The 19,016-nt window shown below is 59.0% G+C and carries 16 protein-coding genes; 6 read left to right on the top strand and 10 right to left on the bottom strand.

The features are described 5' to 3' along the window. Positions 1-34: 34 nt before the first annotated feature. Complete coding sequence (locus P3T24_RS25220; protein WP_429438938.1) at positions 35-1,234, bottom strand: porin; 1,200 nt, start codon at positions 1,232-1,234, stop codon at positions 35-37. Between the two features lie 463 nt (positions 1,235-1,697). Next, positions 1,698-2,210 carry a cupin domain-containing protein gene (locus tag P3T24_RS25215; protein ID WP_429438935.1) on the bottom strand — a complete coding sequence of 171 codons (513 nt, stop codon included), beginning with the start codon at positions 2,208-2,210 and terminating at the stop codon, positions 1,698-1,700. 668 nt (positions 2,211-2,878) lie between these two features. Here P3T24_RS25215 and P3T24_RS25210 point away from each other — a divergent pair. Further along, positions 2,879-4,057, top strand: a complete 1,179-nt coding sequence (locus P3T24_RS25210; RefSeq protein ID WP_429438932.1) for a porin — start codon at positions 2,879-2,881, stop codon at positions 4,055-4,057. A gap of 58 nt (positions 4,058-4,115) precedes the next feature. Here P3T24_RS25210 and P3T24_RS25205 read toward each other — a convergent pair whose 3' ends face one another. The 4 genes from P3T24_RS25205 to P3T24_RS25190 form a co-directional block, all read right to left on the bottom strand. Continuing rightward, positions 4,116-4,877 (bottom strand): ATP-binding cassette domain-containing protein, encoded by a 762-nt coding sequence (locus P3T24_RS25205; protein ID WP_429438929.1) that lies wholly within the window; start codon positions 4,875-4,877, stop codon positions 4,116-4,118. After that, complete coding sequence (locus P3T24_RS25200; RefSeq protein ID WP_083611355.1) at positions 4,874-5,848, bottom strand: ABC transporter permease subunit; 975 nt, start codon at positions 5,846-5,848, stop codon at positions 4,874-4,876. The genes P3T24_RS25205 and P3T24_RS25200 overlap by 4 nt, the downstream gene beginning before the upstream one ends. Positions 5,849-5,946: 98 nt before the next feature. Next, positions 5,947-6,927, bottom strand: coding sequence for an ABC transporter substrate-binding protein (locus P3T24_RS25195; protein WP_074263603.1), 981 nt, complete (start codon positions 6,925-6,927; stop codon positions 5,947-5,949). Positions 6,928-7,261: 334 nt separating this feature from the next. Further along, positions 7,262-7,555 (bottom strand): hypothetical protein, encoded by a 294-nt coding sequence (locus tag P3T24_RS25190; protein WP_429438927.1) that lies wholly within the window; start codon positions 7,553-7,555, stop codon positions 7,262-7,264. Between the two features lie 238 nt (positions 7,556-7,793). Here P3T24_RS25190 and P3T24_RS25185 point away from each other — a divergent pair, with 238 nt between their 5' ends. The 3 genes from P3T24_RS25185 to argG all read left to right on the top strand — a co-directional run bounded on the left by P3T24_RS25185 (position 7,794) and on the right by argG (position 10,955). Next, complete coding sequence (locus tag P3T24_RS25185; RefSeq protein ID WP_429438926.1) at positions 7,794-8,867, top strand: esterase; 1,074 nt, start codon at positions 7,794-7,796, stop codon at positions 8,865-8,867. An 83-nt stretch (positions 8,868-8,950) separates the two neighbouring features. Beyond that, positions 8,951-9,421 carry a cyanase gene (cynS, locus tag P3T24_RS25180; protein WP_074263606.1) on the top strand — a complete coding sequence of 157 codons (471 nt, stop codon included), beginning with the start codon at positions 8,951-8,953 and terminating at the stop codon, positions 9,419-9,421. A 199-nt stretch (positions 9,422-9,620) separates the two neighbouring features. After that, the gene (argG, locus tag P3T24_RS25175) at positions 9,621-10,955 is read left to right on the top strand and encodes an argininosuccinate synthase (protein ID WP_429438923.1); all 1,335 of its coding nucleotides are present in this window, start codon (positions 9,621-9,623) and stop codon (positions 10,953-10,955) included. A 103-nt stretch (positions 10,956-11,058) separates the two neighbouring features. On the opposite strand, the gene P3T24_RS25170 is transcribed toward argG, so the two are convergent. Beyond that, positions 11,059-12,738, bottom strand: a complete 1,680-nt coding sequence (locus P3T24_RS25170) for a tetratricopeptide repeat-containing sulfotransferase family protein (protein WP_429438921.1) — start codon at positions 12,736-12,738, stop codon at positions 11,059-11,061. A 170-nt stretch (positions 12,739-12,908) separates the two neighbouring features. Between P3T24_RS25170 and P3T24_RS25165 the strand changes: the two genes are divergently transcribed. Both P3T24_RS25165 and P3T24_RS25160 read left to right on the top strand, forming a co-directional pair. After that, on the top strand, positions 12,909-14,063 hold the full coding sequence (locus P3T24_RS25165; RefSeq protein WP_429438918.1) for a serine hydrolase domain-containing protein: 1,155 nt from the start codon (positions 12,909-12,911) through the stop codon (positions 14,061-14,063). A 92-nt stretch (positions 14,064-14,155) separates the two neighbouring features. After that, positions 14,156-14,482, top strand: coding sequence for a transposase (locus P3T24_RS25160; protein WP_429409230.1), 327 nt, complete (start codon positions 14,156-14,158; stop codon positions 14,480-14,482). 93 nt (positions 14,483-14,575) lie between these two features. Here P3T24_RS25160 and P3T24_RS25155 read toward each other — a convergent pair whose 3' ends face one another. From P3T24_RS25155 to P3T24_RS25145, 3 genes are all read right to left on the bottom strand, one after another. Then, positions 14,576-14,839, bottom strand: a complete 264-nt coding sequence (locus P3T24_RS25155; RefSeq protein ID WP_429409229.1) for a PAAR domain-containing protein — start codon at positions 14,837-14,839, stop codon at positions 14,576-14,578. 469 nt (positions 14,840-15,308) lie between these two features. Beyond that, a complete protein-coding gene (locus P3T24_RS25150; protein WP_429439388.1) occupies positions 15,309-16,847 on the bottom strand; it encodes a DUF6396 domain-containing protein in 1,539 nt (512 codons plus the stop codon). Positions 16,848-16,954: 107 nt separating this feature from the next. Beyond that, on the bottom strand, positions 16,955-18,997 hold the full coding sequence (locus P3T24_RS25145) for a phospholipase D-like domain-containing protein (RefSeq protein ID WP_429438915.1): 2,043 nt from the start codon (positions 18,995-18,997) through the stop codon (positions 16,955-16,957). Positions 18,998-19,016: the final 19 nt, after the last annotated feature.

Raw genomic sequence — 19,016 nt, 5'->3', positions numbered from 1 at the left:
TGACCGGCCGCCAGAGAGCGGTCGGTCCACCCGCTTAGAACTTGTGGGTGATGCCGAAGATACCGGCGAGCTGGTGCTTGTCAGCCGAGAAGGCGCTGCCGTTCAGGTCGGCAACGGCTGCCTTGCCGGTCGAGTCGATACCCGAAGCCGTTTCGTAGAAGCCGATCGCATACAGCGACGTGCGCTTCGACAGCGAGTAGATTGCGCCCAGGTTGAACTGGTTGTACTTCGCGCTGCCCACGTTGTCCGCGCCGCCGTTGTGCGTGTAGATATACGCGCCTGCCAGCAGCAGAGCCGGGTTCACCTGGTACTTCAGGTTGATTTCACCCGAGTTGAACGTTGCCGTGCCGCCCTCGTACTTCGGAGCGGCGATCGCACCGACGGCCGTGACCGAACCCAGGTTCTGGAATTGCGTGTTCGAGTACAGCAGGCCGATAGTTGCCGGTCCGAGTGCGTACGAACCGCCCGCCACGATGATCTGCTGCGAACCCGCCGAAGCGTAGCCGCCGAAGATCTTGTTGTTCATGTTGTCGTTTGCGCTCGACGAAACCGCAGTCGACGGTGTCGACGAATTGCCCTGGTTGCCGAAGAACGAGTAGTACGGATCCTTCACGAACGTATAGCCTGCGCCGAGGCTGATCGGGCCATTCGAGTAAGCGATCGACGCGTCCCAGATCGAGTTCTGCGAGAAGTTGCCTGCCACACCGCCCAGGCTGTACAGCAAGCCCACTTGCAGACCGTTGTAGTTCGGGCTTTCGTACTTGAGCGAGTTCTGGATGCGGTTCGACGTATCGACGTTGTCGACGTCGCTTGCGCGCGTGCCGTAGCCGAGGCCCGAAGCGGCCCAGTCGGCGCCCGACGCGAAGCTGGCGGTGTAGTCATTGCTGACCGAGTACTGACGGCCGGCCGTCAACGTACCGAACTGTTTGCTGCTCAAACCGACGAATGCTTTACGGCCGAATTCCAGGCCACCTTGGGACAGCGCGCCCGTGCCCGTGGTGAAGCCGTTTTCCAGGTCGAAGATCGCCGACAGACCGCCACCCAGATCTTCTGTGCCTTTCAGGCCCCAGCGCGACGAGGTTGCTTGCGAGAGTGCGTACTCGTGCAAGCCTTTGACGTTGTTGTTGATGAGGATACCTGTGTCGACGATGCCGTACAGGGTCACGCTGCTTTGTGCGTGTGCAGCGCCGGCAAATGCGCCGAGCGCCAGAAGAGCCACCGAGGTCTTTTTCATTTTCATCTGTCTTTCACGTGTTGTTAGAGGATGGATCTATCGCTCGCATAACGAACGTGATCCATTCGTGTCGGTCACCCGATGCGCGTATCACAAGTCATACGCTGTGAGATTCGCACTCCGATCAACCTGTCGAGAGCAAGAACGAACCTTGTAGAGCGGTTCTCGCCGGTCCCGCCGGGCTCGCGGGACACGCATGCTTTCAGGCCCGAGTGATGCTGACGTCGCCAGATTAAAGTTCGGTGAAAGCAGTTCAAACCCGATTGTTTCGCGTTGTAAAACCAATGCGATGTCTCATTCTTGCAACGCTTGCAACAAAATCGGCGTCGTGTCGCGGCGTCGTGTCGCGGCGTGGTAAGCGCGATGAAAGGCGTAGGGCCGCATGCAGCGACCCGCGGCATGAGCGCCTGGATGAGGGCTGATTCGTAGTCGTTGCGAGCGCAACGAAAGCAGAAGCGCTGGTTTATACGGCCCGCGCGAGAGGCTTATCCGGTTCCGCCAGGCGGATGTCCACCGGACCGATGCCGCAGATGGCGATGGTCGCCGGCCCTGCTTCGCCGCGTGGGACACCGTCGTAATGCCAGGTGCGGGCAATGCGCCGCACGAAGGTGCCGGCTGGCACCGGGACCGTATGTGCGGGATCGAAGTCCGCACCGCTGTTGATCCACCAGGTGCCGGACAACACCACGCAGAGACGATCCGAGGCGTAGCTGTGCGGCGCGCTCATGTAGCCAGGGTGCCAGCGTAACAGCGCGTAATAGATGCCTTGCTTCGACGGATTGCTGTAGAGGAATGCGCTCTCGACGCTCTGCGGTGGAGCGCCGTCCTGCGGGGTGAATTTGATATCGCCGGGCAGCGTGTACAGGGTCTGGTTGGTATCGATCGGACTGGCTTCGGCTTCTCCGGTCAATAGCAACGGGGCGATCCCTCCCAGCATTGCTAATAGTTCGCGTCGGCTCATGTTGTTTCCCGCCATCGAGACTCTCCTTGTTGTTCAGGGGTGCCCGTCGTGCCACGTCGCGCGTTGAATCACGGCAGGGCGAAGAACACTATAGGACAGGCTGAAAAGGACAAGAGAGTGGCTTGGCCTGATTCCATTGCTGCCATATCATTTATAGTTATACGACGACATACAACAAAAAATGAGATTGGCCTGAGTTCTTTGTTTGCCAGGGAATTGTCTACATAGAGATAAGCATATCCTTGGATGTGCCGGGTGATCTCCCTAGCAGAAAATTCCAGCAAGCTGAAACGTGGGTAAACACCGACTATCCACGCTTTACTTCGCGCTAAACGGTGAGATACGATGACCGACAAATTCAGGTGGTGGTTCACGTATTGACGGTTTGAGCGCGAGTAACGGCCCGGAAGCCCGGTTGCGCATGCCAACACGCGTGACGCAGCTGTACTCGTACGTGGTAGGCGCGTTCCAGATTGGCCACACGATCATGCAACCGGTTTGCGGCCTGGTGGCCGTGTCGGCGGTTTTGCGCACCAGATGATTTCGGCTCTCGTCAGCACACTGAGTCCATACGAGCACTGATCGGAAACAGACTCGCATTGGCGTTGATTTTTCGATCTTGCAGAAAAGAAAAAATAATCAGGTTAACGAAATAGTAGTGGCATTCAACCGGAGATCTTGAGATGAGTATCAAACGAGCAGCGCTTTACCGAGGCATGGTGACAGGACTTTGTGCGGCAGTCTCGTCGGGGGTTCCGTTAGTCGCACAGGCCCAGAGCAGCGTGACGTTGTATGGCGCTATCGATAATGCGATTGCCTACAGCAGTAACCAGAAGGGCAACCACAACATCTACCTGACCCAGGGCGCCCTGAACGCGAGTAAATTCGGCTTCCTCGGTTCGGAAGATCTGGGTGGCGGCCTGTCGACGATCTTCCGGCTCGAAGCCGGCTATAACTCGTTGACGGGTGCCTCCGGCTCGTCAGGCTACATATTCAACCGCCAGGCCTACGTGGGTTTTAACGATAAGCAGTACGGCACGCTGACGGTAGGTCGCCAGTACACTCCGTACTTCAACTTCGTGGGTGCGCTAGGTCCGACGGGTTATCTGACGGGTGCGACCGGCGCACATCCGGGCGACCTCGACGCACTCGACACCACCTTGCGCTTCAACAATTCCCTGACCTACACGTCGCCGCTGATCAGCGGTCTGCAAGGCAGTGTGCAGTACGGTCTGGGCGGTGTGGCGGGCGATTTCACGGAAGGCAATACGCTGAGTGCGGCGCTCAAATACGAGATGGGCGGTTTCAGGGCCGCGGTGGGCTACATCCGGCTGAACGATCTCTCCACCAGCACGGCGCTCGGTACCGTTGCCGACAACTCGCCTGTCAACGTTGCGTACGCAAGCGCCGAAAGCAACCAGATGCTAGCCGCGGCCGCCACGTACAAGTTCGGTGGTGCGATGGTCGGGTTGAATTACTCGAATGTGGTGTATCGCCCGGGTACCGTGTCGGCTTTCAAGCAGACGGCCGTGTTCAACACCTACGGCGCGGTCGCAACCTACCAGCTGACGCCAGCAATCGCGCTGGCCGGCGGGTACAGCTACACGCGGGCGAGCGAATCGAACGGCATCTCGGATTCGGCGCGCTATAACCAGGTCTCGTTCGAACAGACCTATTCGTTCTCGAAGCGGACCTGCATCTACTTCCTCGAGGCTTATCAGCACGCCAGCGGAGACGCGCTGGCGTCGAACGGCACTTCGATTGTCAGCGCGGTGGCAGTGGTCGGCGATTCGCAAAACACCACGCCTTCGTCGGGACCCACGCAGTTTGTCGGGACTATCGGCCTGCGTCATTTCTTCTGATTGGAATTTGAGGAAGTGCGCATGAAGTGACCGGATCGGCGCCATCTGTCTGTGTTCCCTATCCGGGACTCACGTAGGTATCGCCGACCATCAGGTGCACGATCTCATCGCCATTGGTCTGCCCGACCCGGCGCTCGCCGGCCACTTCGCCACGCCGCAGCACGACGATGCGATCCGCGATTGCAAAGATATCGTGCAGATTGTGCGAGATCAGGATCACGGACACGCCTTGCGTCTTCAGCGTCGCAATCAGTTCCATGACCTTGCGCTGCTCGGGCACGCCGAGCGCGGCGGTGGGCTCATCCATGATAAGCACGCGGGCGTTCCAGTAAATGGCCCGGCCTATTGCAATGGCCTGGCGCTGGCCGCCTGAGAGCATCTTCACAGGACCGCCGAGCTTGCGTTCGGGAATCACGATGTCGAGGCGCTCCAGCACCTCGCGCGCGACCTGCGCCATGCGAGGGCGGTTGATCACGTGGAAGCCGAGTTGCCTGCGTGTCGGTTCGCGTCCAAGGAAGATATTGCTGCCCACGTCGAGGTTGTCCGCGAGCGCGAGATCCTGATAGATCGTCTCGATCCCTTGGGCGCGCGCGTCTTGCGGATCGCGCAATTGCAACGGCGCGCCGTCGAACAGCAGCTCGCCCTGATCGGCCCGGTACACGCCCGAGATGATCTTGATCAAAGTCGACTTGCCCGCGCCGTTATCGCCGGCAAGCGCCAGTACTTCGCCCGGCATCAGCTGCAGCGACACGTTCCTGAGCGCCTCGACACCGCCAAAGCGGATCGAGATGTCGCGTACCTCAAGGATGGGCGTGCTCATTGCGCACCTCCGAGACGGTCCTTGTACTGATCGATCAGCACCGACAGGATGATGACGATGCCCACCACGATGAATTGCCAGAACGCGTTGACGTCGATAAACACCAGGCCGAACTGGATCACCGCGATGATCAGCGCACCGATCAGCGTCCCGACAACATTGCCCGTCCCACCGAACAGGCTCGCGCCGCCGATCACCACTGCGGCGATCGAATCGAGCAGCATCGGCTCGCCGGCGTTGGCTGCGCCTGCAGCAAAACGCGCCGTATAGATGATCCCACCGACCGCGGCGAACGCTGCGGCGATCACATACACCACGAGCAGATGACGTTTGACATTGATCCCCGCACGAACCGCGGACTGCGGATTGCCACCGATCGCGTACGTATACTGGCCGAAGCGTGTTTTCGAGAGCAGCAGATGCATGATGACCAGCAACACGGCAGTGAGCAACACCGGCGTCCAGCCGGCGCCGAGCCAGACGAGGCCGGGGTTGTCCACCGAGACCGTCATGCCGCTGCCGGCCGCGAGAAAGCCGGCACCGCGCGCCACGCCGTACATGCCGAGCGTGCCGATAAAAGCCGGCACGCGCAGCCACGCAATCAGCACACCGTTGACGAGACCTGGAATCAGGCAGACCACAACGGTGAGCGGGATAGACAGGAGCAGGATCCATGGCGAGCCGTTGCCGAACAACGTGAACTGCGCGACGCAGACGGCCGCGAGTCCCATCACGAAGCCCGCGGACAGATCGATGCCGGCCGTGATGATCACGAAGGTCTGGCCAATGGCCAGAAGCAGCGGGGCAGCAGCGGCGAGACCGATCGATTGCAGGTTGTAGGCGTTCAAGACAAACGACCGATGTGCCGACACCTGCGCATACACCTCGAAAAAGACCAGCAAGGCGGCGAGGAACAGCCACGGCCATAGCTTGGTAATCAGCGCGATCCGGTCGAGACGCGAGTTATCCATGAAGTGATCCGCTTTATCAGGAGCAATGCCAGGAGCAAAAACCCGCATGCGCTGCAGCGCACGCGGGACGATCTACGGCTCCAGCCGGCCTGCTTTGGCTAGTTCGAATAGATGTATTGCTGCATGTCGGGCTGGTCGATATTGTTCTTGTCGAGAACTTCGAAACCCGTGCTCTTGAGGGTGGGGATTTTCTTGCCGTGAATCACGTCGGCGGCGAACTTGACGCCGTAGTAGCCGATCTCGTCCGGGCGCTGGGCAATCGCGATGTCGACGAGTCCGCTCTTGATCTGCTTGTCGATGCCCGGAACCGCGTCGAATACGACGACTTTCACCACGCCTTGCTTGCCGGCTGCCTTGACGCCTTGGGCCGCACCGCTGCCCGAGAAGGTGTTGGCGCCGAACACGCCGGCCAGACCCGGATTGCGCGCCAGAACCGCGGCGACGTGAGCCGCCGCCTGGTTGGCGTCGTCTTCGTTATAGAGGGTCTGCAGCACGGTGATATTCGGGTGCTTCTTCATCTCGTCCGCGAAACCTTCAGCACGCGCGTCGGTGCTTGAAATACCCGGCTTGTTGTTTTCGCAATAGACCGTGCCCTTGTCGCCGATTGCTTTGGCAAGTGCACGCGCTGCCACGCGGCCGCCTTCCAGATTGTCCGAAGCGATATAGGACAGCGGGAAATCCGCATCGCCCTTGCCGGTCTGGTAATGGCCATCGCCGATATAGGTGTCGACGGTAATCACCTTGATGCCAGCGTCGGCGGCCTCTTTGAGCGGTCCGATCAGCTGTTGCTTGTCGACTGGGGAAATCAGCAGGACATCAGGATGCTTGGCGATAAATGCCTTGAGAATCGGCACCTGCTCACTGGTGTTCCATTCTTTGGGAACCTGAAACAGCAATTCGACGTTCTCTTCCTTGGCGGCCCGCTCGGCGCCGCGATGCATTGTGAAGTAGAACGGATCAACCACGCCGGGCAGGAGCGCCACCACTGGATGGGCAGCATCGGCGTGCGCCAGTCCCGACAGCGAACAAACGATGATCGTTGAGACGGCAACCATACAGCGGGAAACGAATCGCTTCATTTTGTCTTCCTCCAGTTTTTTTGAGTCCGACTTGCGACGCCCGAGTTCTTTTGACGCTCCATGGCGACGTTGATCGGCTGTTCGGCAGTATAGGCCCGGGGGATGCCGGTGGCCATGCGAATGACAATGTTGTTCGCGCGGAACTGGCATTGCAGGGCATGGGCCAGACAGGCACCCAGCGTCCCGCAGATGAGCGACGCTGTGCTCGCGGGCAGGGGGGCTGCCCCAGCGTCGGCGGCTTCGAGCAAGGAAGTGAAGAGGTTCTAACCGTTGATCGGTGGTTGCCTGCGCGCAGTCATTGTGTTGACTTCGCGCGGGCAAGCGCACCTTGCGCTTACGACTTCGAGTTTTGGTACAGCGTGTCGCGCGGGAAGAACATGCGCGGTTCGAAAGCCGGCATGATCACCGTCGCGCCTCGTGCGGTGACGTTGACATTGCAGGTCTGGTCAATCTGCTTGCCGCGCCGGTAAATGAACGCGCCCGGGCCGCCATCGCATTCGCTGGTGTGCTCCAGCAGGCGCAGTTCGCGTCCGTTCGAAATGGATCTAGTGATGACGAACCCGTCGGCATACGCTGCGGTTACACCGACCAGGGCGGCTATTCCGATTACGACTTTCGCAATCTTCATGATGGGATCTCCGGATTCGGCTGCGTGGCGCCGATGCCAATTTGACTATTTTAGACCGTCCCGCTTTCAAAATCCCACCTTCGATCCACGGCCGGGAGCCTTCAACGTCAGCGGCTGACGGACGTCCCGCAAGCGCTCGTTGTACGATATCGACCCAGAATCATGGGCAACGTCAGAGCGCTTTGCGCATGACGGCCTTGATCGCCAAGGCACCCACCGCTAACGAGGAGACAGTCGCATGATACGTACGAGAAAGCTCACAGCAGGTCTGATTGGCACGATGCTGGTTGCGGCCGCATGCGCCGTCGGACTGGTTGCCTGCGCATCGTCTCCGGTCAATCGCGCCGCCGCGCTGTCCGGCCCGATGTCGATTGCGAAGCAGGGCAGCTTTTTCATAGGCGGACGTGACGTGCATTCGGACACGCTTTCGACGCTGCCGAACTACGTGGCCTCGGGCACCGTCACCGTCGACCAGATGTATGTTCATTACCAGGTTCCCACGAGCGCCAAGCCGGTGTCGCTTACGCTAATACATGGCTGTTGCCTGACGGGCATGACATGGGAGACGACGCCGGATGGGCGGATGGGGTGGGAGGAGTACTTCGTCCGGAACGGCTATCCGACGTATGTGATCGATCAGTCCGACCGCGGACGTTCGGCGACTGATATCAGCGCGATCAATGCCGTGCGCAGCGGCAAGGCGCCGGCTTCCCAGCTGCCGAACGTGTTCGCAGCGTCGCACGAATCGGCGTGGGCCATCTTCCGTTTCGGACCGAAATATCCGGAGACCTTCCCCGGCGAGCAGTTTCCCGTCGATGCGCAAGCGGCCCTCTGGCAGCAGATGGTGCCTGACTGGAGCCCGTCGGTCGGCGTGCCCAATCCGACCGTTCCGGCGCTTTCGCAACTGGCGATCCGGCTCCGTCATACGGTGCTGATCAGTCACTCGCAGGCTGGCATTTACCCGTTCCAGACGGCGGCTATCAGTACGCAGGGTATTGCTGGCATCGTGTCCATCGAACCCGGCGAATGCCCGTCTGCGACCGGCGATCTAGCGCCGTACACCCGCCTGCCCATCCTCGTGCTGTTCGGTGACTATGTCGACCTGTCTCCTCGCTGGGCTCCGCGGCTCAAAAGCTGCCAGGCTTTCGTCGACGCAGTGGACCGTGCTGGCGGCCGCGCGCAACTCGTGCTGCTGCCGAACGAAGGCATTCACGGCAATACGCACATGATGATGCAGGACCGGAACAACCTTGATGTGGCGGACTGGATCCTCAAGTGGATCGATACGCATGTGAGTGCGGCGGGAGCGTAAGGGGACGGGGACCGGGTCTTCGACGCTATTTTTTTAGGCGGCATATGCTGCGTCAATCGACTTCCACCTCAAGGAGTATCGCGATGACGCAATCCCTACACAGCCCGGCATCCCGTGAAGCGTTGACCGACACGATCATGGACGCGAAGCTGCGCAAAAACCTGACGTTCGAGCAGATCAACGAAGGCACTGGCCTCAGCCTCGCATTCGTTACCGCGGCGCTGCTCGGCCAGCATCCGCTGCCGGCCGATGCGGCCAAGGTGGTGGTCGACAAGCTCGAGCTCGGCGAGGACGCGCTGCGTCTGCTGCAGGCCATTCCCGTGCGCGGCAGCATTCCGGGCGGCGTGCCGACCGATCCGACCATCTACCGCTTCTACGAGATCGTGCAGGTATATGGTTCGACGCTAAAAGCGCTGGTCCATGAAAAGCTCGGCGACGGGATCATTAGCGCGATTAACTTCAAGCTGGACTTTCAGGTAATCGACGATCCTGAAGGCGGCAAGCGCGCCGTGATCACGCTGGACGGTAAATATCTGCCGACCAAGCCGTTTTGAGGACCGCGGCAGCCGTCTCAGCCAGACGGCTTTCCTCGTATTTATCGGGAGTGCGCGTTGCGCCGCAATGCCACGTACTCCCCGGAATTCAGCCGTTTCGACCGAGTATGATACAAATGAGGGTTACGGGCGGTCAGGCACCGCTGATCCTTTCACGTCGCCCAGCATTCTCTCTAACTCGATTTAACGGTTTTTCCACATGAGCACAATCCTTGAAAGTCTTCCGACCGGCCAGAAAGTTGGCATCGCGTTCTCCGGCGGACTCGACACGAGTGCCGCGCTGCACTGGATGCGGATCAAAGGCGCCGTCCCATACGCGTACACGGCTAACCTCGGCCAGCCCGACGAAGACGACTACGATTCGATCCCGCGTCGCGCGATCCAGTACGGCGCAGAAGGGGCGCGGCTCATAGACTGCCGGGCTCAACTGGTCGCCGAAGGAATCGCCGCGCTGCAAGCCGGCGCGTTCCATATCTCGACCGCCGGCGTGACCTACTTCAACACGACGCCGATTGGCCGGGCTGTAACCGGCACGATGCTGGTCGCCGCGATGAAGGAAGACGGCGTCAACATCTGGGGCGACGGTAGCACCTATAAGGGTAATGACATCGAGCGGTTCTACCGCTACGGTCTGCTCGTCAATCCGGACCTGAAGATCTACAAGCCGTGGCTTGACCAGGCGTTCATCGACGAACTCGGCGGCCGCGCGGAAATGTCCGAGTTCATGCGCCAGTCGGGCTTCGAATACAAGATGTCGGCGGAAAAGGCGTATTCCACCGACTCGAACCTGCTCGGTGCGACGCACGAAGCGAAAGATCTCGAAAGCCTCGAAAGCGGCATCAAGATCGTCAATCCGATCATGGGCGTTGCATTCTGGCGCGATGAGGTGCAGATCGCGAAAGAAGAAATCACGATCCGCTTCGAAGAAGGACGTCCAGTCGCGCTTAACGGCGTTCAGTACACGGATGCAGTCGAATTGCTGCTGGAGGCGAATCGCATTGGCGGCCGTCACGGTCTCGGCATGAGCGACCAGATCGAGAACCGGATCATCGAGGCGAAGAGCCGCGGCATCTACGAAGCACCGGGCCTCGCGCTGCTGTATATCGCGTACGAGCGTCTCGTTACGGGCATCCACAACGAAGATACCATCGAACAGTACCGCGAGAACGGCCGGCGTCTCGGGCGCCTGCTGTATCAGGGCCGCTGGTTCGACCCGCAGGCGATCATGTTGCGCGAAACGGCGCAGCGCTGGGTGGCACGCGCGATCACCGGCGAAGTCACGATCGAACTGCGCCGTGGTAACGACTACTCGATCCTGAGCACGAAGTCGCCGAACCTGACGTACCAGCCGGAGCGGCTTTCGATGGAGAAGGTTGAATCGACCTTCTCGCCGCGCGACCGGATCGGTCAACTGACGATGCGCAATCTCGACATCACGGATACGCGTGCGAAGCTGCTTATCTATTCGGAGGTGGGACTGCTTACGCCGGGTGAGGCATTGGCGCTTCCGCAACTGAAGGACGATAAAGAGTAAGGCGGTATTGATCGCGGTCCTCCGGATGAGGATCCTCCTTCATTCGGCCGTCTTTTGTGATTGGCAGGGCGCGACGAGTTACGCGTCGCGCCTAGCCGGGCCTTCAGGCTTGCAAGCCATCCAGAAGAGGTTGCAACAACACCTCAGCCGGGCGCCAACGCTGCAATGACGATCTGAAAAGCGGTTCGCGAACCTGCGGCGCACTCATGGTCAGGACCTGACGCCTCGTTTGATGAAACGCCATGCAGCGTTCATCCCATTCGAGCCCGCAATGGGCAAGCATCCGCCGCACGTTGCGCTCGAAATCATTGACCAGATCCTCGTACTCCACTTCGAGCATGACGCCTTCGGGCAAGATGCTTCGCCAGTGCGCCATCAGTTCCTCATAAGCGCGGTAATAGCGGCCAAGTTCACCCAGGTCGTAGGCAAACGGAATATCTCCGAACAGCTTCGAATAGATCGATAAACAGTTTTCCACCGGGTCTCTGTGGATATGGATAAACCTGGCATTCGGCAACGCCAGATGAATCACCCCCAGATAGATGAAGTTAAAAAGGTATTTGTCGATGATCCGCGGATAGTCTTGAGGATTACTGATAACTGCTTGAATACGGCGCAGGTAGTCGTGGCCAATTGAAGTCAATGGTGTGGCTGCGATTGCGTGGAGTGCGTCGATGTCTATCTTGCTGCCAGGGTTCATCCGTGTCTTCAATGCTTTTTCGAAGTCGGGACGTTCGCCGACTCCGAACACCTGCGGATGGCTGGCCAGGATCTGTTCGATCAGCGTTGAGCCCGAGCGTGGCATGCCTACGATAAAGACCGGGGAGCGGGAGAGGGCGCCTGTGCCGCGATTGGCTTCCAGTAGCTCGGACGTTATCAGGCTCGGGATGCGTCTGAGCAGGTCGAGCGCGCCTTGTTCATCGTAGTCGATGCTGGCGCGATATAGGGCATTGGCGCGCTGGAAGTGTTCGAACGATTCCTCATGGTTGCCGTTGTCGTCCAGCGCCTGTGCGAGTGCGAAGTGCAGGTGCATCTGGTTAGTTGGCGATAGCGGGTCAACGCTTTTTACCCGAGCGGCCATGGAGACAACGCATGGATCGGTGACAGACAGACGCTTGCTCTGAGTCAGAAGCCGGTAATACGAAAAATTCTCAGGGTCGATCGCGATGGCGCGTCGGAAATGCAGTTCCGCTCCGTCCATATCGCCCAACGACATGAGCGTTTTGCCTAGGTTGTTGTGTACCGCCGGAACGTCTGGCGCGAGTTCAAGTGCTTCGCGGACATGCTGCAGAGCCGCCTCCGGATCCCCCAGGTCATTCAGGACAGTCCCAAGATTGTTATGCGCCTCGGAATTGCCCGGATCAAGCTCAATTGCCTTGCGATAGTGGAGGGCAGCGTCCGATAGATTCCCGTCGAACTGAAGAGCCAGTGCCAGATGGTAATGCAGCATGGCGAAATCCGGCTGCCGCGCCAGTCCTTCGCGCGCGGTTTGAGCCGCGGCTGTGAACGCCTTCATCGTCAACTGGACGATGCACAGGCTGTTGTAGAACGCCGGATTGGGGAAGACGTTGATTGCGTGCGAAACCCATGCTTCGGCAGAAGCGTGCTCGTTCGCGTTGAAGGCGACCAGGCCGCGTAGATGCAACGCGTCGGCATGTGCAGGATTGACCGCGATCAGACGCTCAAGCAACTGCGCTGCGGTGTTCAGGTCGCCGGACTGGTACGCCCGTTGACCTTCCTTGAACCAGACTTCGCAATATTGCTGTATCGAAACGGAATCCATGTCGAAGGCGTCGTCATCGTTTCGATGGTTGAGGGGAAACGGACGGCACGATCGGGATCGTGGCCGCGATTGGTACGTGTTGGGAGTATATGAGATTGCTCACGCCGGGGTGATATAAAGCACCTGTCCGAGCGGCGTGATGGCAGCCAGAAACCAGTACAGGAAACAGGATGACTACCTCTATCAAACCTGCAGGTTGTATCGCCAGTAGTGTCTTGCTCGCATCGTTATTGAGCGCGTGTGCTACGGACCAGCCGCCAGTCTCTGTGCCCGGCCAGTACAGTGCGCAATCGCCGTTTCCCGGTGCTGAATGGACCCGTGTCGATCCTGCGACAGCAGGCTTCTCACAGGAAGGAATCGACCAGGCCGTCGCCTATGCAAAGCGGGAAGGATCGACCTCCGGCATGATTGTCCAGCACGGCCTTGTCGTCGCCCAATGGGGCGACGTTTCAAGGAAGTCGAATCTTCATTCAGCGCGTAAGAGTTTCGCGAGCGCCTTGATTGGCATTGCCGTCGCACAGGGCCAGATAAATCTTGACGAGACGCTGGCACAACTCGGTATCGACGACAGCGAGCCCTCCCTGACGCCGGTCGAGAAGCAGGCAACCGTGCGTATGCTGCTCGAAGCGCGCTCGGGCGTTTATCACCCGACGGTGTATGAAACCGCTGGTATGGAGGCGTCCAAGCCACCGCGCTATAGCCATGCGCCGGGCACGTTCTGGTACTACAACAACTGGGATTTCAACACGGTTGGCGCGATCTACGAAAAGGCCACCGGACAGCGCATCTTCGACGCCCTGAAGACTGAGATCGCAAATCCGATCGGCATGCAGGATTATCGTCCTTCGGATGGGCACTACGTATCGGGCGGCCTTGCCACCCGGTATCCGGCTTATCCCTTCAACATGAGCGCTCGCGATCTGGCGCGCTTCGCCCTGCTGTATCTGCATGACGGCCGCTGGCGCGACCAGCAGATTGTTCCGGCAGCGTGGGTTGCCGAATCGACAGCCTCGTACTCCAACACCCCGACCGGCGGCTACGGATACATGTGGTGGACAAGTACGCCCGCAAGCGGCCCGCGTGGTCCGAAGGTGGCGCTGCTCAGGCCAACCTACTGGGCCGATGGTAGCCACGGCCAATATGCCGTCGTGGTGCCCTCGCTCGACCTGGTTGTCGTCAATCTGGTCGACGACCGGCTGACTTCAAAGAGCATGCACCAGCACAATATGGAGGAACTGGTGTGGCTTGCCGAATCCGCAGGGGGCGCGACGGACATCGGGCCGGAGCCGAGGGACGGCAAGCGCGACCTTGCGATGCCGGAATAGACGTCTTCCTGCGAGCGACAGCTCCGCCTCCTGCATAAAAAGCACCGCGGTCCGATTTTTGCTGCTGAAGTGGATCGGGACAGGGAGGTCATATGACTGAAGCTGCGCTGCGCGCGTTGTTCACAACTGGCCCCGCCCGTCTGTCCGACGCGGATTGGTCGCGTATCGAGCATCTGTTCCCGACCGGCAGTCCCGGCCGTGGTCGCCCACGAGCGGACGCACGTCAGATACTCGATGCCGTTCTCTGGGCCTGCTTCGATGACCACGAATGGAGTCACCTGCCAGCCTCGTATCCCCCGCAGCAGACCTGCTACATCGCTTTCCTCAAATGGCGACGTTCTGGCGTGTTGACGCAAGTGGCCGAGGAGTTGGCTATGCCATACGAGGCGTTTTGCGCGCCGCCGTCGCCCGCAGAGTAGTACCGGACGCCGCGGCAGCGCAGCGCTTTAGCGCCCATTTCAAAAGTGGGACTCATGGTCCCGCGCGTGACGTTGCATTGCCAGGTTCGGTCTCTACCCGATAGAAAGTGTTGTGCCCCGACTCACGAGCGTACACCCACACGCGGCGTGGTGGCCTTGCAGTGCTACTGGTTGGCCATCGAGCATGCACGATTCGTCGCCCTCGCTGATCGCCTGCTGACCGTGCTCCTTGCAATCCACCATGTCATTCTTGCGAGCGACCGGCTTGCCTTCCACTGTATCGACGTTCGAGCCGGTGATCACGGTGCCGCCGTGCGGCGCCAGCGTGTCACCCACCACAATGACCTGCCTGACCATCTGGTTGCTCCTCACAACAAAACTGACCGTCCAACCGAAACCGGGAATGAGCTTGCACCTTATACCGGGAGCTGCTAGCTCCAGCCGTAAGCCCCCAAGCGCCTAACTGAGAAACGAGTCTAAGGCGGCGACGTAAAGCGCGACCCACAGGCAACCACCCACCGGCACAACGACCAGCAGCATACCTGCGAGGCCTTTAACGCGCCCCTGCTTCAATAGAACTGAGCCTGGCAGGCCAACGAACAGTACGAACTAAATGACCACCAACGCGTAGAAATATTTGTTTGCGAAATCATGCAGAGCGCCTAGCCCCGTCCCTTCTTTCGACGCTCAGAAGATGGGCAGACCCAAAAAGGCAATAGAAAAAACGGAAGCTGCCAGCCCGATCAACAGCCCCTTCCTGAAACCACGTTGCTCATAGGTGATCTTGTTCATACGTCGACGTCCGCTGCAGCCACTGGAAGTGAAACTACAAGGCAATCTCTCGCCGTCCGGGCACACCGGTGTCTGCATTCGGGCTACCGAGATACGTCCAGCGCACCGACTCTGGAGCGATATCGACGAATCGTTCGCTGGCCCGTGGAAATGCACTGCCTTCTTCTACGAAGGCCTGCTGGTCCCAGCGGTTATAAATGGATGCGAGCGGGTGATCCGCAGCAACCCGTGCTTCCCAGATACCAGTCTTCGCACAGATCTCATAACCGTCACGCTGGAATGGCCTTGTCAGCTCCGGCACCTCACGTATCAATCCAGTTTCGACCATATGCTTCAGGAAATCTTCACGCTGTGGCGGCAACGCGGAGGCCTCGCCGAGGTAGTGCCATTGGACCTGATCGGCGTTGAGCCACGCGAACGGGGATGCGTCGAAGCGCTCTCCTGTCAGATAGCGCTCTGGCCTGTTCCCCCGCGCAGGAATCAACCTGTCTTTGGGAGTCGATGCCGGACCGTAGAGTGCTAGCCAGTAGCCGTCACGCGGCACAGACTGATCGCCAGTCACCGAAAACGCACTTTGCTCGAGAGATAGAACGACATGTCTTGGAGGGATGAATTCACGGCCCTCCAAGGCTGCTCCCTGCTGAGCTTTGGACTGTGGCGTCACCGCTTTCGCCGCGTCAGTCAGCGTTTTCATGTTGCCATCCCATTTAGGGAGTGGAGCAGGAGGTAACGGCAGCACCTTGTCCAGATTCGGAAGTTTCACTCGCCCATCGTAAAGCTTCAGGAAATCGCCTATCTTGCCGTAACGTTCGGCACGTGCTTTGTCGATTGCCTTTACCACACTAGTGCCGTCCGTCAGATAAGCGCCATCAAACTCCACAGACAACTTGTTTGCACACTTCTCACATCCGAGCTTGACGCCTTCCTGAAAGACTCGAAGTGCTTTTTCTTTCGCGTCCGGAGTATTAGGACGCTTGTAGATGTAGCCTAGCTTGAATGCGGCTGGCCCATAGCCTTGCGCCATCGCACACTCCAACATCTGGGTCGCTACCGGGAGATTGCCCCAGAACTCCCCTTCGGGATCATCGTACGTTCCGGCGAGCTTTTCCCCGAGGAACGTCATGGCGGACGGACTCCCCATGTCAGCCGCACGTTGGAAGAACGCATAGGCGCTCGTAGCGTCACCTCCTTTGACCAATCCATTCTGGTGATAAATTCCCATGCGGTCGTAGGCATCCGGGATACCCAGCTTCATCGCTTTCTCAACCCACCGGATCGCGGCTTCTGGATCATGTTCCGGCACGCCGGCTCGGTTGCTCAAAATCAGCGACGCAAGGTTCAGCATGGCCTTCCAGTTATTCCTTTCGGCCGCTTGCCGATACAGTTGATACACCTTCGCGTAGTCGACGTTCCCGACTGGAATATTGGGATCATCCAGCGCTAGCGCCTGTTGAAACCACTGCTCGGACTGCGGATCGAGAGGGGGGACCTGTTGTGCCTGATATAAGCAGGCGAAGTCCTTGCGGTGCGGGTCGAAGAGCGGCAGTTTTTCGTAGCGTGGCAGGTCGGACATGGCAATTGTTATCTTGTTATCTATAGAAGTCAGGGTGCTTGCATGGGCCGAGCTTCCCAGTAATAGCACGGCAACAGCGGCTATACGCAACGCATTGAATAGTACTTTCATGCAAGATCCGGTGAGGCGGCTGTATCGCTGGAAGATGGCACAGAGATCGAGCCGAGCAGTGTCGTAGTGGAGCGGTAATCTTCGAAAGGGAGCAGGAAACCTTTCATTGGAGCACCGTTCTGCCGTTGGTCGTCGTTACTTGCCATCAGGTCGTTCCACCGCCTGAACATGGCCGGCAATTCTTTTGGATCTCCGCTTCCCGGAATGTCCGTCGACATGAGCGTGAACACACGCTGGCGTAGATCGGCGGCGTAGAGTTGCCCGGTTGCTGCGATATTGATTTCACTGTCGATAGACATGCTGCGTTCATTCAGGTTAGCACTACCCACGGTAATGAATGCGTCGTCGATGATCATCAGCTTGGAGTGGATGTAGATCTCACGATAGGCCATCTTGCCGCCCGAATCGGGTCCGCTCGTGCGTAACCGCGCAACGCTGACTTCGAGCCCGAGCGTTCGGTCGAGGTCCTGCGCGCTAGGACGATCGATTACCTGGCCGCCGTTGACCCCTGGGTGAGAGTCTGGATAAGGTTGGCTGAGTTTGCCCTGATCCGCGAGATGTGCCTGGTCGGGCATGGCAGAGCCCTCCCCGAGTTCGGTCAGCGTATCGTACGTCCGTGGCACCATCTCCTTGCGCTCCGGATGCGGAATCACGATGAACAGGTGAAGTTTCGGGATTTCGGTGACTGGCTTACCAGACTTTTTGGTCCAGTCGGCGCAGAACTGCTGACGTGTCTGCTTCAGATGCCTTGCCCACTCCGGGTAAAAGAAGTACTGATTCTCGATGTATATGTAGTTGCGGGCACAGGCTGATGCCTGCAAATACACCTCCTTTATAGACTTTTCCTGCTCGTGGGCCTGCGTACGCACAATCTGAACAAGGTGAGCCGGATTTCCCGCGGCAGTTTGAATCTTCGCTGGCGGTTTCGGTGGGGTCGGATATGCAAGGCCGCCGCCAAGTGCTACAGACCATCCGTTCTCGAAGTTGTAATGCAATTGCGCGAGTGCAGGACCAACCACCCGACATGCGTAGTCCTGATAGGGACGGCCATGCAGATAGTGCTCGTGACCCAATCCCTCTTTCGGCTGCGGCTTCGACAGCTTTTGCTTCATGTCATCATAAAGGCGGCTTGGCAAACTCGCATTGCTTGGTGGTTGCTGCGTATCAGTCTCGCGATCCAGTTCAGCATTGATCTGATCGGGCGATAAGGTTTCACGCATGGGGTCGTCAACCGCATGAGCCGTCCGGTCCCAATAGTCCGTCACGGAATTAAGCCCCATGACATAACCGACCGCTGCGCTGCCATCGTCCCAGTCGTAGTCGATAAGAATTGGCTTCTGGTGATGGGTCGCGTACGCTTCCATCCCGCTGCGCTCATCGACGGCACTGAAGGTACTGGTGACGGGCTTGTCTTCTTCCGCAGGTGCAACCGACAGCAACTGCGTTGCGTCGGCTTCCGATACCTCACGTAATACGACGCGAAGTCGGGGATTTTTTCCGGCATCACTTTTTCCGCCCGGCAGATTTTCGGCCCACCAGTCCACACACCATTGATGGCGCGCGGGGTTGTTGTACGGATCCTTCTGCGTGAAGTGCTCGACAACCGGACTACCCACGCTACTCCAGCCTTTGTCGACGTCCGAGTAGCCGGGCATATTGTTCTGCAAGGCCGAACCTCTAGGCGTGGACCAGATCAGCAACCGCACCGTGACCGGGTTCTCCTTGCGCGTTGTGATTTCCTTGAGTAGCTCGCCGTAACGGATACCGCGAGGCCAGGTGTCACCCGAACGCTCAATTTCCATGCCGGGATCGAAGCCCCAGCAGACGATATCCACCGTCGCCTTCGCTCTTCTCAGGTCTTTCGCGATCGACTTGAATCCATCCTCACCGCAGATCATGAAGCTCAGGGTGTTACCCCGCGAAATCGGGATTTTGTCTCTCTTTTCAAGAAGCCACTGTAGCGAACCCGTGGCCATACGGGTCTGCTCATCGATCGCCACCTTCGCTGCCTTGTGAGTCTTGAGAGGGAAGTCTGCCACGGTTGCATCCTCATTCAAT

Source organism: Paraburkholderia sp. GAS33, assembly GCF_050436645.1.
Lineage (GTDB): Bacteria > Pseudomonadota > Gammaproteobacteria > Burkholderiales > Burkholderiaceae > Paraburkholderia > Paraburkholderia phenazinium_B.
This window is presented reverse-complemented; position numbering and strand designations above follow the sequence as displayed.

What these genes read in the sequence shown, in the direction of transcription:
- argG (WP_429438923.1), top strand. Translation starts at nt 9,621, where the DNA reads ATGAGCACAATCCTTGAAAGTCTTCCGACCGGCCAGAAAGTTGGCATC.
- P3T24_RS25215 (WP_429438935.1), bottom strand. Translation starts at nt 2,210, where the DNA reads ATGGCGGGAAACAACATGAGCCGACGCGAACTATTAGCAATGCTGGGA.
- P3T24_RS25165 (WP_429438918.1), top strand. Translation starts at nt 12,909, where the DNA reads ATGACTACCTCTATCAAACCTGCAGGTTGTATCGCCAGTAGTGTCTTG.
- P3T24_RS25205 (WP_429438929.1), bottom strand. Translation starts at nt 4,877, where the DNA reads ATGAGCACGCCCATCCTTGAGGTACGCGACATCTCGATCCGCTTTGGC.
- P3T24_RS25220 (WP_429438938.1), bottom strand. Translation starts at nt 1,234, where the DNA reads ATGAAAAAGACCTCGGTGGCTCTTCTGGCGCTCGGCGCATTTGCCGGC.
- P3T24_RS25200 (WP_083611355.1), bottom strand. Translation starts at nt 5,848, where the DNA reads ATGGATAACTCGCGTCTCGACCGGATCGCGCTGATTACCAAGCTATGG.
- P3T24_RS25150 (WP_429439388.1), bottom strand. Translation starts at nt 16,847, where the DNA reads ATGTCCGACCTGCCACGCTACGAAAAACTGCCGCTCTTCGACCCGCAC.
- P3T24_RS25160 (WP_429409230.1), top strand. Translation starts at nt 14,156, where the DNA reads ATGACTGAAGCTGCGCTGCGCGCGTTGTTCACAACTGGCCCCGCCCGT.
- P3T24_RS25170 (WP_429438921.1), bottom strand. Translation starts at nt 12,738, where the DNA reads ATGGATTCCGTTTCGATACAGCAATATTGCGAAGTCTGGTTCAAGGAA.
- P3T24_RS25155 (WP_429409229.1), bottom strand. Translation starts at nt 14,839, where the DNA reads ATGGTCAGGCAGGTCATTGTGGTGGGTGACACGCTGGCGCCGCACGGC.
- P3T24_RS25195 (WP_074263603.1), bottom strand. Translation starts at nt 6,927, where the DNA reads ATGAAGCGATTCGTTTCCCGCTGTATGGTTGCCGTCTCAACGATCATC.
- P3T24_RS25190 (WP_429438927.1), bottom strand. Translation starts at nt 7,555, where the DNA reads ATGAAGATTGCGAAAGTCGTAATCGGAATAGCCGCCCTGGTCGGTGTA.
- P3T24_RS25185 (WP_429438926.1), top strand. Translation starts at nt 7,794, where the DNA reads ATGATACGTACGAGAAAGCTCACAGCAGGTCTGATTGGCACGATGCTG.
- cynS (WP_074263606.1), top strand. Translation starts at nt 8,951, where the DNA reads ATGACGCAATCCCTACACAGCCCGGCATCCCGTGAAGCGTTGACCGAC.
- P3T24_RS25210 (WP_429438932.1), top strand. Translation starts at nt 2,879, where the DNA reads ATGAGTATCAAACGAGCAGCGCTTTACCGAGGCATGGTGACAGGACTT.